This window comes from Okeania sp. SIO2C2 (genome assembly GCF_010692625.1).
In the GTDB taxonomy this organism is placed as follows: Bacteria; Cyanobacteriota; Cyanobacteriia; order Cyanobacteriales; family Microcoleaceae; genus Okeania; species Okeania hirsuta.
Genome location: NZ_JAAHGM010000064.1, coordinates 23,477 through 39,088, shown reverse-complemented (window position 1 = coordinate 39,088; position 15,612 = coordinate 23,477). Strand labels below are relative to the sequence as shown.

Sequence of the window (15,612 nt, the reverse complement as noted above, 5' to 3'; positions counted from 1 at the left end):
TTGAAGAAGGAGACAGGAGACAGGAGACAGGAGACAGTCGGAAAATTACATGGGGATTCGCTCCCCCAAGTAATGCGTGAACACCCCCGTTGACGGTGGGGTATTAAACCCACAAAGAAAATGATAATTAATACAACTAAAATTATGGCACAGACAAATTTTAGAAAAACCAACCAATCAGAAAATAGAACGCAAAATATGAGCCAAAATTTCCACAACAAATCTGAGCAAAAAACTGTACATACTCAAAGAAATAATGAATCATTAGCAATTGTTCCAGTAGAAGTGTGGGAACCGGATACTAATCAAAAATCATTAGGAATCAAAGCAAAAACTAATACTTTAATAGAAGATTTAGCCGCCTTACAGGCTAATATAGATGTCCGAATTAATCAACTTCAACTATTAATAGAAAAAGAAGGAGCTGCAGCCGAACGATTAGAATTATTAAACGAAATTACTTCCCATATTCGGGAATATATCAACTTAAAAGACATCTTTAAAACAGTAGTAGAAGATGTCAGATCTGCCCTACAAACAGATAGAGTAGTAGTTTATCAATTTGACAAAAACTGGAAAGGTACAGTTGTTGCAGAATCAGTTAATAGTGACTGGCCACAAGCTATAGGGGCAGAAATAACCGACCCCTGCTTTGCAGACCGTTATGTAGAGTTTTATCAAAAAGGCCGGGTAAAAGCGACTGCTGATATCTACCAAGGAGGATTAACAGAATGTCACATCAGTCAACTAGAACCTTTTGCTGTTAGAGCTAACTTAGTCGCTCCCATTGTTGCCAACGAAAAATTATTAGGCTTATTAATTGCCCATCATTGTTCTGAACCACGACAATGGGTAGAATCAGAAATAGAATTTTTTCAGCAACTCGCTACTCAGCTAGGCTATGCTGTAGACCAAGCTCTACTACTAACAAAACAAAAAATAGCTACCGAACAAGCTCAAAAACTTAATTACATCAATTTCCAGATTCGTCAATCTTCAAATGTTCAAGAAATTCTCACTATTTCAGTTGAAGAAACTCGCGAAGCTCTTGATTGTGACAGAGTAATAATATACGAATTTGACAAAAACTGGAAAGGTACAGTTGTTGCAGAATCAGTTAATAGTGACTGGCCACAATCTATAGGGGCAGAAATAACCGATCCTTGCTTTGCCGATCGCTACGTTCAATCCTATCAAAGGGGACGGGTTAAAGCCACAGAAAATATTTACGAAGCTGGGCTAACAGAGTGCCATATTAATCAGCTTAAGCCCTTTGAAGTAAAAGCTAACTTAGTTGCTCCCGTAGTAGTAGAAAAAAAACTCATAGGTCTATTAATTGCCCATCAATGCACAGGGCCTAGAGACTGGACAGAATTAGAAATTGACTTAATTCGCAAGTTGGCTATTCAAATAGGTTATGCTCTAGAACAAACATACCTATTGCAAAAACAACAAGCTGCTGCCAAGCAAGCTCGATTTTTAAACGAAATTGGCATCAAACTCCGGACTTCCCAGAATGCCGAAGAGATTTTTGATCTTATTGTAGAAGAAGCCCGCGGTACATTAGAAGCCGATCGCGTCATACTTTATCAATTTGATGCTGACTGGAATGGTAAAGTAGTAGCCGAGTCAGTAGATCGAGCTTGGCCTCAAGCTTTTGGTAAAAAAATATCTGAGCCTTGCTTTAAAAAAAATTATCTCAAATCATATCTGCGAGGACGAATTAGCACAATAGAGAATATTGATGAAGCAGGATTAGGAGAATGTCATATCCAACTTTTAAAACCTTTTGCCGTTAAAGCTAATATTGTTGCTCCCATCATCGCCGAACAAAAACTTCACGGTTTGCTAATCGTACATCAATGTTCTGCACCTCGTAAGTGGCAAGAATCAGAAATTGACTTTACTAAACAACTAGCCACCCAGGTAGGTTTTGCCCTTGACCAAGTAACATTATTACAACAGCAACAAGCCGCTACAAAACAAGCTATTGCCCTCAATCAAATCAGCTCCAATATTCGTAAATCTCTTAACCCTCAAGACATCTTGAACACTACAGTCGAGGATCTGCAAGAAGCTATTCAAGCAGACCGAGTTATGGTCTATAAATTCGATCCTCAGTGGAAAGGTACAATAATAGCAGAATCAGTAACAGTCGGATTTCCAGAAGCATTAGGAGCTGAAATTGTAGACCCATGCTTTGCTCAAGGTTATATTAAGCCATATCTGAAAGGGAGAGTTAAACCAACCAATGATATCCGTGAAGCTGGATTAACAGAATGCCATATTAAACAATTAGAACAGTTCAATGTGAAGGCAAATTTAGTAGCTCCCATTATCACAGATAAAAATTTATATGGTTTATTAATCGCCCACCAATGTTCTGCCCCTCGCTACTGGGGAGCATTAGAAATTGACTTAATTAAGCAATTAGCTATTCAAGTTGGTTACGCATTAGACCAAGCATTATTGCTACAGCAACAACAAGCAGCGACTCAACAAGCTCGGTTACTCAGTGAAATTAGCTCCCGTATCCGGGAATCTCTAGAATTGGAAAAAATTTTCCAAACTACTGTAGAAGAATCACTGGTACTGATGAAAGCTGACCGTATTGTCATATATCGTTTCGATGAAAACTGGGAAGGTAAAATTATTTATGAGTCAGTCAAACCTAATTGCTCAAAGATTGCAGAGATGGAAACAGAAATTCCCTGTTTCCCTGCTGAGTATGTAGAACCCTATCGTCAAGGTCGAGTACAAGTCACAGAAGATATTAACAAGGCAAATTTAACAGACTGTCACCGAGAACAGTTGGAAAAATGGCAGGTGAAAGCAAATGTGGTAGTGCCAATTTTAGTAGGTCAAAAACTTTATGGTTTATTAGGTGCTCATCAATGTTCTGATACAAGACAATGGCAAGATTCAGAAGTCCAAGTTTTCAAACAACTGGCTTTACAAGTGGGTTCTACCCTGGAACAAGCTCTCCTATTAGAACAGGTAATCCAGGCTCGGAAAACAGCAGAAACTATCTCTCAGGAGCAACAAAAGGGTAAAGAATTATTAGAAAATCAAATAGAAACTTTTTTGACAGAAATAGAAAATTCTTTTGAGGGGGACTTGACAGTACGAGCTAATGTAACAGTAGGTGTAATGGGTACTGTGGCTGACTTTTTTAATGCCACGATTGAAAACTTACAGCAGTTGGTACTACAGGTGAAGTCAGCAACAAATATTGTGAGTTCCACAACTGAAGGTAACAATGCTGAAATTGAAAAATTGTCCGGTGAAGCTCATCGTCAAGCAGAAGCGATCGCTAATGCTCTTGGGCAAATTCAGGTAATGGCAAATGCGGTTAAAGCAGTAGCTGCTAATGCTCAACAGGCAGAAGCTAAGGTGCAGCAAGCAAATCAGATTCTGCAAACTAGTGATGCTGCAATGAACCGTAGTGTGGAGGGAATTGTGGTAATTCAAAAAACAGTGGAGGCAACCGCTCGGAAGGTGAAAAATTTAGGGGAAACTTCTAAGAAAATTTCACGGGTGCTGAATTTGATTAATGATTTGGCAAATCAAACAAATATTTTGGCGTTGAATGCTTCGGTAGAGGCAACCAGAGCGGGGCAAGATGACCAAGGATTTGCTACAGTTGCTAGTGAAGTACGTTCTCTTGCGGAACAGTCAGCTAGTGCTACTCAAGAAATAGAGCAAATTGTTGAAGAAATGCAATCTGATACTAGCAAAGTTGTCAAGGCAATGATAGTAGGTCGCAAGCGGGTAATGGTAGGAACTCAGTTAGTTAAAGGAGCGCGAAAAACTCTGACTGATTTATTGGATGTGAGTGCACAGATCAGTGAGTTGGTAGAGGAGATTACTTTGTCTGCGACTACTCAAGCTAATACTTCTAGCAAACTGTCAAAAACAATGCAAGAAGTGGCAAACATCGCTAATCAAACTTCTGAACAATCTATGAATGTTGCAGAGTCTTTTTCTAAGTTACTAGAGGTAGCAGGAGATTTAGAAAAGAGTGTGGCGGAGTTTAAGGTAAATTAAATAGGGCTTGCTGAAAAAGTCTTATGAGTGAGGGGAGGAGTCAGGAGGACCGAGTCAGGAGTCAGGATAAATGGGAATTATAGAGGAGGTAGTCAGATATTTTGCCCCTTGATTTTTCTGTGCTTGTCTACCCAAAATGCCAACTTTTTGAGCATTTTAGACTGAAACAAGCGCACTTTTTTCGATGTGAGGTTTTATATCAGTTTTATGAAGCAGGTAGTTCTAAAATGGTTTGATCCCACATTACGCACTTCAAAATGTATAGTGCTGTGCGCAGGCAACAGCTCCGGAAGGGGGAATAAAAAGCTGATCAGATAAAACTTTTAGCTATTGGACACCTCTTGTAATTTGTAAATATGCCAGCGCACATTGCTATAGTATAAAAAATCAGGAGTCAGAACTCACAACTCAGGAGTCAGGAGAAAATAATGGTCGGTAATCAGAGAAAGAAATTAAGTACAAATACTTAGCAGTTTCCTGGTAAACGGCGCGATGGTGCTCCGGACGATGCGGAGCACCATCGTGAAGGCTAATTAACTTAATTTACAGAGTATAAATACTTAGGGGATAGGAAATTTTGTGCTACTTTGTATATTACAAATTGACGTGCCGAATGTGGGTTTTATAGATACAGAAGTTCCCTACTCCCTAAAACCATCAATATAGCAGTCGAAGCAAAGGATGTGGACATATCAAAAGCTTAAAAGTCAGACAACGCCAGATTTTTCGGTCTTTCGGTTCTTTATTCTGCTATATATGTACTTCCAGAGGGTAGGAAACTGCTGTATTTAAGATTAATATCAAAAACTTAATGTGGCGTTGCTGACTGGTGGGTATGATTTGATAATTTTGTATTTGGGATTTTTTATTTTGGATGGTTTGAACTACTTGTTAATATTAATTTTTCCCAGATCCGGTGTTCCCTGTTCCCTGTTCCCTATAAACCTACTTTCATACCTTAATTCAGCAATGTCCTTAATGTTTGCCCACTGTGATACTTTCAATTTTCTTCCCTGTTGCCTGTTCCCTATGGATTTAGATTTTATAAATAATGATAGAAATTGACGATCAAGCCTACAAATTTTTTGTAGAAGAAGCTACAGAATTACTACAGACTCTTGAACAAGGATTAATACATATCTCTCAAGAGCATGAGATCCAAAAACTACATCAACTAATGCGGGCAGCTCACTCAATTAAAGGTGGTGCTGCTTGTATTGGTTTAATGGGAATTCAAACAATTGCTCACGACTTAGAAAATAGTATTAGAGCGCTTTATCAAGAAAATACTGTTTTTGACCTAGAGTTAGAAAATCTACTGCTACAAGCTTTTGACTGTTTGCGATCGCCTACTGTTAAACAAATTGAAACAGGTAACTACGACCAAGAGAATTCTATTATTAAGGCCAAACAAGTTTTTGAGCAGATAGAAAAGAAACTTGGACATTCTTTAGAAGAAGCAGCAGAATTTCCCGAAGTATCGATGGAAGAGGGTGATATGACTAAATTTCTGTTTACAGAAGAAATACCCTCTGGTTTGCATCGTTGGGAAAATTTATTGGCTGGAAAGAATAGCACTGACAGTGGTTTATCCATTAAAGATGAACTGAAGAGACAAGCTGAAGTATTTGCAACTTTAGGGACAATGCTAAATTTGCCTGGGTTTACTTCTATTGCTCAAACTACGATCAAAGCTTTGGAAGTAAATCCAAAATACATAAAAAAAATTGGTACACTAGCTCTAGCAGATTTTTGGGCAGGGCAAAAAGCAGTATTGGCAGGCGATCGTACTCAAGGAGGGAATCTAAATGCCACATTGGTCAAACTAACAAAACCACTAAAATCTCGAAAGGTAGAAACAACTGCTAAGAGAAAACAAGTTAATCAACCAACTCAAGCAGTAAAAGCTGTTGTCCCTCAAAAATCTGAAGTTGCAGTGGAAACAGAAAATGTCAAAACATCTAATAGTGCGACCGCATCAGTAAATATTTCTCAAAAACAAGTTTCTGCACCGGGAGTTGCTAATCAAAAGAAACAAATTCAGCAAAAGCAAATTACTTCTACATCCTCATCTTCTTTGGGTGTCAGGATAGATATCAACCGTCTGGAAATGCTGAATAATTTGCTGGGAGAATTAGCCACTCAAGATAATAGTTTTATTCTCCAAAATCAACAATCTCAAGCTTCAATAGGAACTTTAGAAAAAGGGTGGCAAAAATTTTATCAGTTAATGATGAAACTTCAAGATATGAAGACTTTTTCAGAACAACTAAATAAATCCCCCAATTCTCAGAATAATCAACTAGCATATCTGGTAAATATACTGCCAAATCTATTAGAAGAAATTGCTCAAGTAGGCGAAGCTGTGAATGACATTAAACTACTACATCAGCAAAGTCAACAAGTTGTCAAAAAAAGACAACAAACCTTACAGCAAATACAAAATAATCTCACAAAAACTCGAATGTTACCTGTGGAATCATTATTGAATCGATTTCCTAGAATGATTAGAGATTTGTCAGTGCAAAAGCAAAAACAGGTCAAACTCGAATTAGTGGGGATGAATACTCTAATTGATAAAGTAGTTTTAGAGAAATTGTACGATCCTATGGTTCATATAGTCAGAAATGCTTTCGATCATGGTATCGAACCCCCAGAAATCAGACAAAGTAATGGTAAATCAAAAGAAGGAAAAATCACTATTAAGTCTTATTATCAAGGGAATTATACTTACATAGAAATTCGAGATGATGGTCGGGGTATAGATGTTAATAAAATTCGGAATCTAGCTATACAAAAAAAAATTTTTTCTGTCACTGAAGCTGCTAAATTATCCACTAAACAATTATACAAATTATTATTTTATCCTGATTTTTCAACTACAAAAAAAGTGAGCGATTTATCAGGAAGAGGGATGGGATTAGAATCAGTTTACAGTCAAATAGAATCATTGAAAGGAAATATTACTATTCAATCCCAACTTGGTCAAGGGACAAAATTTATTCTGAGACTGCCATGGACTTTAACAATTACAAAATTATTGGTTTTTCGCATGGAGGGAAATTTATTTGCAATTCCTTTAGATATTTTAGCAGCCATTATATATGTTGACCCTAGCGAAATTAAAGTCGAGGGCAGGGAAAAAGTATATTATTGGAAAGGCAAAAAGGTATCTATAGCACCATCAATCTTGTTGGATTATAATTATCCCATAGTTTCAGGAAGTATTCAACAAGAATCAGTGGAATTTTCTTGGAAAAATTCTTATACAAAAAACTCTCAAGGGAAAGTGATGTTGTTATTGATATCTGAAGATTCAGATACAATTGCCATCAAAATTGAACAAATATTAATGGAGCAAAATTTGACCATTAAACCTTTTAGCAAAATTTTAAAAGCACCATCATATTTATATGGTTGTACAATTTTAGGAGATGGGAGCTTAGTACCAGTTATTGATGGTATTCAATTATTAGAAAAAATATTACACACAGAAAAATTAGATGCTAAAATTTTACTAAAAAATACTTCTAAATTTAAACAGTCTATTCTTTCTAAACTACCAACTATTCTAGTAATTGATGATTCTTTAACTACTCGCCAAGCTATTTCCAGTACTTTACAAAAAGCAGGATATGATATTGTTCAAGCTAAAGATGGATGGCAAGGGTTAGTAAAACTACAGCAAAATACTCAAATTCAAGCTGTTATTTGTGATGTAGAAATGCCACAAATGAATGGTTTTGAATTCCTCAGTCGTTGTCGTAAACAATATCCTATAGCACAAATGCCAGTATTAATGTTAACATCTCGTAGTAGTCAGCGCTATCGTATATTAGCTAAACAATTAGGTGCAAATGACTATTTAAGTAAGCCTTATTTAGACCAAGAATTAATTAATAGTTTACAAAGCTACTTACAGGTTTAATTAAAAGGGAATAGGGAATATGTAATATCATGTCCGTTTGTATCGTTTGTGTAAACCCAAAGGTAAATATATAGGGTTTGCGCTCAAAAGTCTTATGGGTGAGGGTAGGAGACAGGAGACAGGAGACAGGAGACAGGAGAAATGGGAATTTGGAGGAGGTAGGAGCGGGCGTTTTGTCCCAAGATTGTTCTGCCCAACTCTTGACCAAAATCCTGAATTTTTGAACCATTACCACCTAAAACTTCGCACCCCCTCCAGACCTAAAATTGCTCAAACTAATACCAGTCAATACTTTGATATTTAATCAGCAAACCCTATATAGAACCCTTATGGTATTGGAGTCCAGTAGGGTGCGTTAATGAAATGTAACGCACCATCTAGATTTTAGGGGTTGCACATTATGGAATGATACTGCCAAAAATAGGTTTAGACTTTGACTAAAAAAACCTAATATTAATCGTTCTAGCAATTATCAAATCCAAAATCAAATTCAATCAAAAATCTCAAATCATTCGCCACTGTGCAACGCCAGATTTTAATTTGTTGAACTATTATTCTTCACTCATAATTTTAGGAGTCCAGTAGGGTACGTTAATGATATGTAACGCACCATCTAGATTTTAATTTGTTGAACTATAGCAAGGAACGAATTGGTTAAGACATAGATTGATGATCAACCTTAGACAGAGAAATACTTTTTCCAGTATTGCCTGTTCACTGTTCCCTGCTATATTATTCTTCACTCATAATTTTAGGAACTTTAAAAAAGTCTCCATCTTGCTCTGGAGCGCAAGAGAGAATTTCTTCTCTATTTGGAAAAGTTTCCAAATCATCATCACGAGTGATATTACTAACATCAATTGCCCTAGTAGTAGGAGGTACTTTCTCTGTATCTAATTCACTCAACTGCTCGAAATAATCCAAAATACTACTTAACTGAGTCGTAAATTTTTCTTCTTCTTCTGGGTTAAGTTTTAATCTAGCTAAATGTGCAACTTTACGGACTTGTTCGCTGTCAATCATTAGTAATTTTTTCCTCTTTTCAAAACTCTAAAATTAACTACATTTAGAAAAATACATCTTTAGTTGACCGCCCAGTAACTTTCAACCAGTTTTGAGCTTCAATATAATTATTAGGAGCTAAACTTATTGCCTGTTGCCAATATTCCGCCGCTTTATCAAACCAACCATTTGCTTCTTCTGATAAACCTTTTTCTTTTGCCTGTTCTCCTCTGTAGTGAAGAATCACAGCAATATTATTTAAAGCTTGAGGCATTCTCGGATTATTTTCTAAAGCTTCGTGATAGTATTCTAATGCTTGATCATGTTCGCCATTACTAGCATGAATTAAACCTATATTATAAAGAATATAACTCCGGTCATTAGGGTCATTTTCTAAATTCAAAGCTTCATAATAATTTTCTAATGCCTCAGCATATTCACCATCACCCTGTGCCGACATTCCATCACGATAATAAGCAAAAGCCTCTTTAGCTTGATTATTTGTTGGTAGCAGCTTCAAAATCAAATCTGCCATGACCGTAAATGATTTGTCAATGAAATTATCATTACGTTGAGTTCTGGGCATATTACAACTCTATATTAATTATTGAGTACATAATATAGAGTAGAACAATTCTGGGTAAGTTGCACATACTTTGTTCACAAAAGTTATCGGCCCAAAATATTATATGGCTAATTTTTTATTGATATTTTAATTATTTTTAGGCAAGAAAAGTGAACTGTTATTTTTATTCTAAAGTAGAACAATTTGGAGCTATTTTTCTTATTAAGTTCATTATTTTAGGGTGCGCCATTACGGCTAAAATATCAGCTGTGAAAGGTATTTAACAATCCGTTGTAACGCACCATTTTAGATTTGTCAGTCTAGTACATAAAGTTGGCAGCAGTTTTCCGGATTAAGAATTATTGATCGGAAGGTTTTAGTAAAATAGGCTTTGGTTTTGCAGAAGGTTTAGGGATATATAAAATATCACAATTATCAACTAATTTACTAATGATTAAAACTTGCTCATTTGTTAAACATTTAGGATATTGCTGTAACATCTGTGTTAGTTCTTGAAAACCTTGCAATATAGGAACAGAAGAATTAGTTGTGCCAATCCATTTTTCTACAGGAAAAACAACAGGAGCAAATATAAAATTTTCCGGGAAACCAGAAACTTGAGGCATAATCGAATTTTCAAACATTTTTTTGTGATATATACTTTGAGAAGTAGGGGTATTTTCTAATGGAAACCACTTTGCTCCTTCCCTTCTTTTTCATTGATCTTGATTAGCAGAAAATGAACATTTCCCAGTTTTGACTTCTACTAAAAAAGCACCTGCATTGCCAATAATTAAAAGGTCTATTTCTGTAAGGTTTCTAGATTTTGTAGGAATTAAAGCATTTTTAAACATTACCCAATTATCAGGTAGTGACATGAGTAATAATGATAAAAAAGTCTCGCCTAAGTTGCCTTTTATTTGGTTTCTAAATTGTTTAAACTGAAAAAAAACAGCGCCAATTTCTCCAAATAAACCACCCCCTAAATCTTGTTTCACTTCTTGTCTATTGTCATAAATTTTTTCCTGAATTTTTGCTTGAAAAGCTTGTTGTAGTGATGGAGATTGTTTTAAAATTCTCATGATTTTTATTTATGGCTTGCTGATTAAATCTAAAACCATTGACATATAAAAAAAAGTGCCTTTTTGAGGTCGAAAAAAGTGCCTGGTTTTTAGTCTAAAACGCTCAAAAAGTTAGTATTTTAGGCTCATAGTTGGGCAGAAAAATCCCAAATTGACAATTCTGACTCCTACCTCCTCCCTCATTCCCATTTCTCCTGTCTCCTGTCTCCTGTCTCCTGTCTCCTGTCTCCTGACTCCTAATTAAATTTTAGACACAGCATCACAGTTTGCCAAATACCACCGCCACGGCAACTCAGTCCCTTTCATAATGCCAATACGAGTTGTTTGTACTATTTGCAAATCTTCCTGAAGTTGCCTCGTGGGATGTTCCAACCACATAGGTCTCCCCACTCGCAAAGGTAAACCATTCAAACTAAGGTCAATATCCAGTAAACGACAAAGCTTACCTGGGCCCGCAGCAAGACGAGAAATTTTAGGTTTTGATTTTTGTTTTGGAATATATTCCCATAACCAATCTGGCACAGACTCCAATTGTAAAGCTCTAATTAAGACAACACTAGGAACCCCATCTGCATCTGTCACAATATTTAAACAGTGGTACATTCCGTAAATTAAGTAAACGTAGCTCATTCCTGGAGGGCCAAACATCACAGCATTTCGTGGGGTACGACTGCGATAAGCGTGACAAGCAGGGTCTCCTGGTGCATAAGCTTCGGTTTCTACGATGGTGCTACGGATAATTTTGTCATTGGACATCTGTCGCACTAAAGTACAGCCTAGTAAATCTGGGGCCACTTCGGGAGATGGGCGTTCTAGCCAAGTATTGTCTATAATTTCATTTGTTTGAGTTAAATTCATTAAAGGAGTTTGTGCAGGATGGATATTAAATTAATTTTAATTGGATTAACTGTATTGTTTAGTGTTGGTTGTCTATTCTTTGGCACTAAGAATGGATTCTATGATACTGATGATTATCATGGAAATGGTTGTGCCCATTAAGTAGGGCTTTCTGAAAAAATTGGCTGGTGAGGTAGGACACGGGGACGCACCAGACGCGGAGACTCGGAGACGGGTCGATTTGTGGAGCAACAGGCAAGGGTTTCGGCCATTTTATATGAAGAAATTTTCTTGAATTTCAGTATTTTGAGACAAATAAGAGCCAATAACTAGGAGATAAACTGAATATAAAAAGCTTCATTACCTTAGCTGTCCTGACTTTTCGCTTTATGAACCCAAGCCCTAAGTAGGCGATCGCGGTAGCGATAGAATGTTTTAATTTTTCAATTTTTGATAATTTATTTATTGTATTTCTTGGGCAGAATAGTAGTTTGTCCAAGAATTTCTATTTTTTACCAACTCTAATTCCTATTTTTTATTATCTATTCGATCAGAAGTTAAAATAAATTCTCCACTTATGAAGATTTAATGCTCCATAATTATGATATAGAAAATCAGTTTTACTACTGATATTTGATTTTTCAATTTATATCATGTCCGGTTGAACAGTTATAAATAAATAACGATGGAGGAGTCAGGAGTCAACCCACCCCTAACCCCTCCCAGGAGGGGAAGTCAGGAGTCAGAAGGGAAGAAAGAAGAAAGAAGAAAGAAGAAGAATAGGAGGAGAAGTAGAAAGTTTTTTTATCACTAATTATCCGGACATGATATTAGAGGTTGTCTGAGAAGTCCCATTTACTACATCCAAGCCCCTAAATCCCCCAATTTTGGGGGACTAGAGCAAGCAAATTGATTCTTGTTCCTCCCAAAGTAGGGGGGCTAGGGGGGCAAAATTCACTATCAAAAAACTTTTCAGATATCTTCTGATCAGATATTTTCTTAAAGGAATAATCTTGGGTTTTATGCTCGATTTAAGCTTGACTTGAACTCACTATTTGAATAATTTTTATCTACTTTTTAAATTTTAATTATACCAATCAAAGAATGCTACAAAAAAAAGGCTGAAAATTATCTCTAAAAATAACCGCTCCAAGCCTATAATTTACCTATTTCGATTGTTTTGCCTTTAGTTATGATTTGTTTATTACCGAAATATTGTGGTTTAAAGCCGACCCTTTTAAGAGGATAATAAATAAAAATTTTCCTGTTCGTCAATCCTCTGCTTTTCAAGAAGAGGTAATTCTTTCTAAATTATAAATTCTAAATTCTTGAATTCTAAATTCTAAATTCATAATGAAATCATCCATACCAGTAGAAACAGACCTAGTGCTAATAGGTGGCGGTCATAGCCATGCGATCGCTATTAAAGATTTTGCGATGAACCCTATACCAGGAGTAAGATTAACCTTAATTACAGATGTATATCATACTCCCTATTCTGGGATGCTACCTGGATATGTGGCAGGTTTATATACTTTCGACCAATGTCATATTGACTTGCGTCCCCTCGCAAAATTTGCCGGAGCTAGAATATTTGTAGACCGCGCTATTGGTCTAGACCTGGAGAAAAATCAGGTAATTTGCGCTAACCGTCCACCTGTAACTTTTGATGTACTATCCATTGATATTGGCAGTACTCCCGCTAGCTTAACCGTACCGGGAGCAAGAGAATATACTATTCCTGTCAAACCCATATCAAAATTTCTCACCTACTGGCACCAGATAACAGCAACAGTTGCTCAGTCACCAGAACAAAAAATCTGTATCGGAATAGTTGGAGGTGGTGTCGGAGGTGTGGAGTTAGCATTTGCAGTACAAAGTCATCTCCATCAAATTTATCAGGATGCTAGACAACCGACTAATAATCTGGAGTTGCATCTGTTTCATCGGACTACAAGACTATTACCCGGACGCCATCGTTGGGTGGGAAAGCAAGTTGAGAAAATTCTGAAAAGTCGCGGTGTGGTATTGCATTTAGAAGAAAATGTTACTGGGGTGAAAAGTAAGGATAGGCAAGACATTGATTTTGCCACTGATGAGCAAGACAGTGATTTTGCCACTGATGAGCAAGACAGTGATTTTGCCACTGATGCACGGATAAATGATCGGAAAACTCAAGATAAGGAGAGGCAAGATATTGATTTTGCCACGGATGGGCAAGACAGTGATTTTGCCACTGATGCACGGATGAATTATGAGAAAATTCTAGACAAGGAGAGGCAAGACAGTGATTTTGCCACGGATGGGCAAGACAGTGATTTTGCCACTGATGCACGGATAAATGATCGGAAAACTCAAGATAAGGAGAGGCAAGACAGTGATTTTGCCACGGATGGGCAAGACAGTGATTTTGCCACGGATGGGCAAGACAGTGATTTTGCCACTGATGCACGGATGAATTATGAGAAAATTCTAGACAAGGATGAGCAAGACAGTGATTTTGCCACTGATGCACGGATGAATGATGAAAAAAACCAAGACTTCGGGCCCAAAATTATTGAGTGTAATTCGGGATTACAAATAGAATGCGATATCCTGTTCTGGGTAACTCAAGCATCTGCTGCACCTTGGTTACAAACAGCGGGGTTAGCAACAGATGCTAGTGGTTTTATTTTAGTCAATGACAAACTACAGTCAATTTCTCATCCGCAAGTGTTTGCTGCTGGAGATGTGGCAACAATGGTTAACCATGCACGACCAAAAGCTGGTGTTTTTGCAGTACGACAAGGAAAACCCTTATTGGAAAATTTACAACGCGCTCTCCAGAGAAAACCTCTACAGTCGTTTATACCTCAGAAAAACTTCCTGATTTTAATTGGTACTGGAGACCAACGAGCGATCGCTTCTCGTGGCAAAATGGGATTTGGTCCTGAGTCTTTACTTTGGCGTTGGAAAGACCACATTGACCGCAAATTTATGGATAAGTTTACCAACCTGAAGATGGAAGGTAGAAGTTATCCCTCCTCTGGGAAAGGGAAGAGTAGAAAGAGGAAAGATTCCCAAATTATGCACTGTGCTGGTTGTGGAGCGAAGGTAGGCAGTAAGGTTTTGGAGAAGGTGCTGCAACGCATTCAACAGCAAACACAGAGGGATGATATTTTGATTGGTATAAATACTCCTGATGATGCAGCAGTAGTTAGGGTGCCAGAAGATAAGGTGATGGTGCAGACTATTGATTATTTTCCTGCATTGGTGGATGACCCTTATTTATTGGGAAAAATTGCGACTAATCATTGTTTGAGCGATTTATTTGCCATGGGAGCAACTCCTCAAAGTGCTTTGGCGATCGCTACTATTCCTTATGCTTCATCCACTCAACAAGAGGATGATTTATATCAATTGTTATTGGGAGCAACGGAAATTCTTAATCAGGCAGGTGCTGTTTTGATGGGGGGTCATACAACTGAGGGAGCAGAATTAGCTTTTGGTCTTACTTGCAATGGTTTAGCATTTTCGGAGAAACTATTGTACAACAGTGGGATGCAGTCGGGAGATGTGTTGATATTGACGAAAGCGTTGGGGACGGGAGTGTTATTTGCTGCGGATATGCGTCTGCGAGCAAAGGGACGTTGGATTGAAAGTGCAATTGAATCAATGTTGGTTCCAAATCAGAATGCTGCCAAATTGTTATTAGAATATGGTGCGACTGCTTGTACGGATGTGACGGGATTTGGATTAGTAGGACATTTGCTGGAAATGGTGAAAGCTTCTCAAGTTACTGTGGAGTTGGAAATGGAGGCGATTTCTGTATTGCCAGGAGTAGCAGAAATTTTGCAGCAAGGTATTTTTAGTTCGCTGTATCCGGAAAATCTGCGGATGTCTGCATCAATTCAAAATTCGGAGCAGGTAAGTACCCATGTTCTTTATCCATTGTTGTTTGATCCACAGACTTCTGGGGGGTTGCTTGCTACTGTACCTGGGGAGTCAGCGAGTGCTTGTTTGCAGGCCCTGCAGCAGGAATATTCTGAAAGTAGAATTATTGGTAGAGTGTTAACGAAGTCAGAAGTCAGAAGTCAGAAGTCAGAAGTTATTTTTGTAAGGGGGACTTAAGCACCGCTCCAATGCATAAAATAATATGTGTCAGTCCACTA

At 37.4% G+C, this 15,612-nt stretch carries 10 protein-coding genes; 5 read left to right on the top strand and 5 right to left on the bottom strand.

Annotated elements, in window-relative coordinates:
• The first annotated feature begins 120 nt into the window (after positions 1-120).
• From F6K18_RS30150 to F6K18_RS30140, 3 genes are all read left to right on the top strand, one after another.
• Complete coding sequence (locus tag F6K18_RS30150) at positions 121-4,047, top strand: GAF domain-containing protein (RefSeq protein ID WP_287526405.1); 3,927 nt, start codon at positions 121-123, stop codon at positions 4,045-4,047.
• A 1,051-nt stretch (positions 4,048-5,098) separates the two neighbouring features.
• Positions 5,099-7,975 carry a response regulator gene (locus tag F6K18_RS30145; RefSeq protein WP_287526403.1) on the top strand — a complete coding sequence of 959 codons (2,877 nt, stop codon included), beginning with the start codon at positions 5,099-5,101 and terminating at the stop codon, positions 7,973-7,975.
• Between the two features lie 94 nt (positions 7,976-8,069).
• A complete protein-coding gene (locus tag F6K18_RS30140) occupies positions 8,070-8,279 on the top strand; it encodes a hypothetical protein (RefSeq protein WP_287526402.1) in 210 nt (69 codons plus the stop codon).
• Positions 8,280-8,707: 428 nt separating this feature from the next.
• Here the strand turns inward: F6K18_RS30140 and gatC are convergent, their stop codons facing one another.
• The 5 genes from gatC to F6K18_RS30115 all read right to left on the bottom strand — a co-directional run bounded on the left by gatC (position 8,708) and on the right by F6K18_RS30115 (position 11,482).
• Positions 8,708-8,998 carry an Asp-tRNA(Asn)/Glu-tRNA(Gln) amidotransferase subunit GatC gene (gene gatC / locus F6K18_RS30135; protein ID WP_287526400.1) on the bottom strand — a complete coding sequence of 97 codons (291 nt, stop codon included), beginning with the start codon at positions 8,996-8,998 and terminating at the stop codon, positions 8,708-8,710.
• A gap of 43 nt (positions 8,999-9,041) precedes the next feature.
• Complete coding sequence (locus F6K18_RS30130; protein WP_287526398.1) at positions 9,042-9,563, bottom strand: photosystem I assembly protein Ycf3; 522 nt, start codon at positions 9,561-9,563, stop codon at positions 9,042-9,044.
• A gap of 338 nt (positions 9,564-9,901) precedes the next feature.
• The gene (locus F6K18_RS30125) at positions 9,902-10,186 is read right to left on the bottom strand and encodes a hypothetical protein (protein WP_287526397.1); all 285 of its coding nucleotides are present in this window, start codon (positions 10,184-10,186) and stop codon (positions 9,902-9,904) included.
• A gap of 72 nt (positions 10,187-10,258) precedes the next feature.
• On the bottom strand, positions 10,259-10,624 hold the full coding sequence (locus tag F6K18_RS30120) for a nuclease-related domain-containing protein (RefSeq protein WP_287526396.1): 366 nt from the start codon (positions 10,622-10,624) through the stop codon (positions 10,259-10,261).
• A 240-nt stretch (positions 10,625-10,864) separates the two neighbouring features.
• Positions 10,865-11,482 carry a DNA-3-methyladenine glycosylase gene (locus F6K18_RS30115; protein WP_287526393.1) on the bottom strand — a complete coding sequence of 206 codons (618 nt, stop codon included), beginning with the start codon at positions 11,480-11,482 and terminating at the stop codon, positions 10,865-10,867.
• 664 nt (positions 11,483-12,146) lie between these two features.
• On the opposite strand from F6K18_RS30115, the gene F6K18_RS30110 reads away from it, so the two are divergent.
• Complete coding sequence (locus tag F6K18_RS30110) at positions 12,147-12,275, top strand: hypothetical protein (protein WP_287526390.1); 129 nt, start codon at positions 12,147-12,149, stop codon at positions 12,273-12,275.
• 539 nt (positions 12,276-12,814) lie between these two features.
• Positions 12,815-15,571, top strand: coding sequence for a selenide, water dikinase SelD (gene selD / locus F6K18_RS37410; RefSeq protein ID WP_287526389.1), 2,757 nt, complete (start codon positions 12,815-12,817; stop codon positions 15,569-15,571).
• Positions 15,572-15,612: the final 41 nt, after the last annotated feature.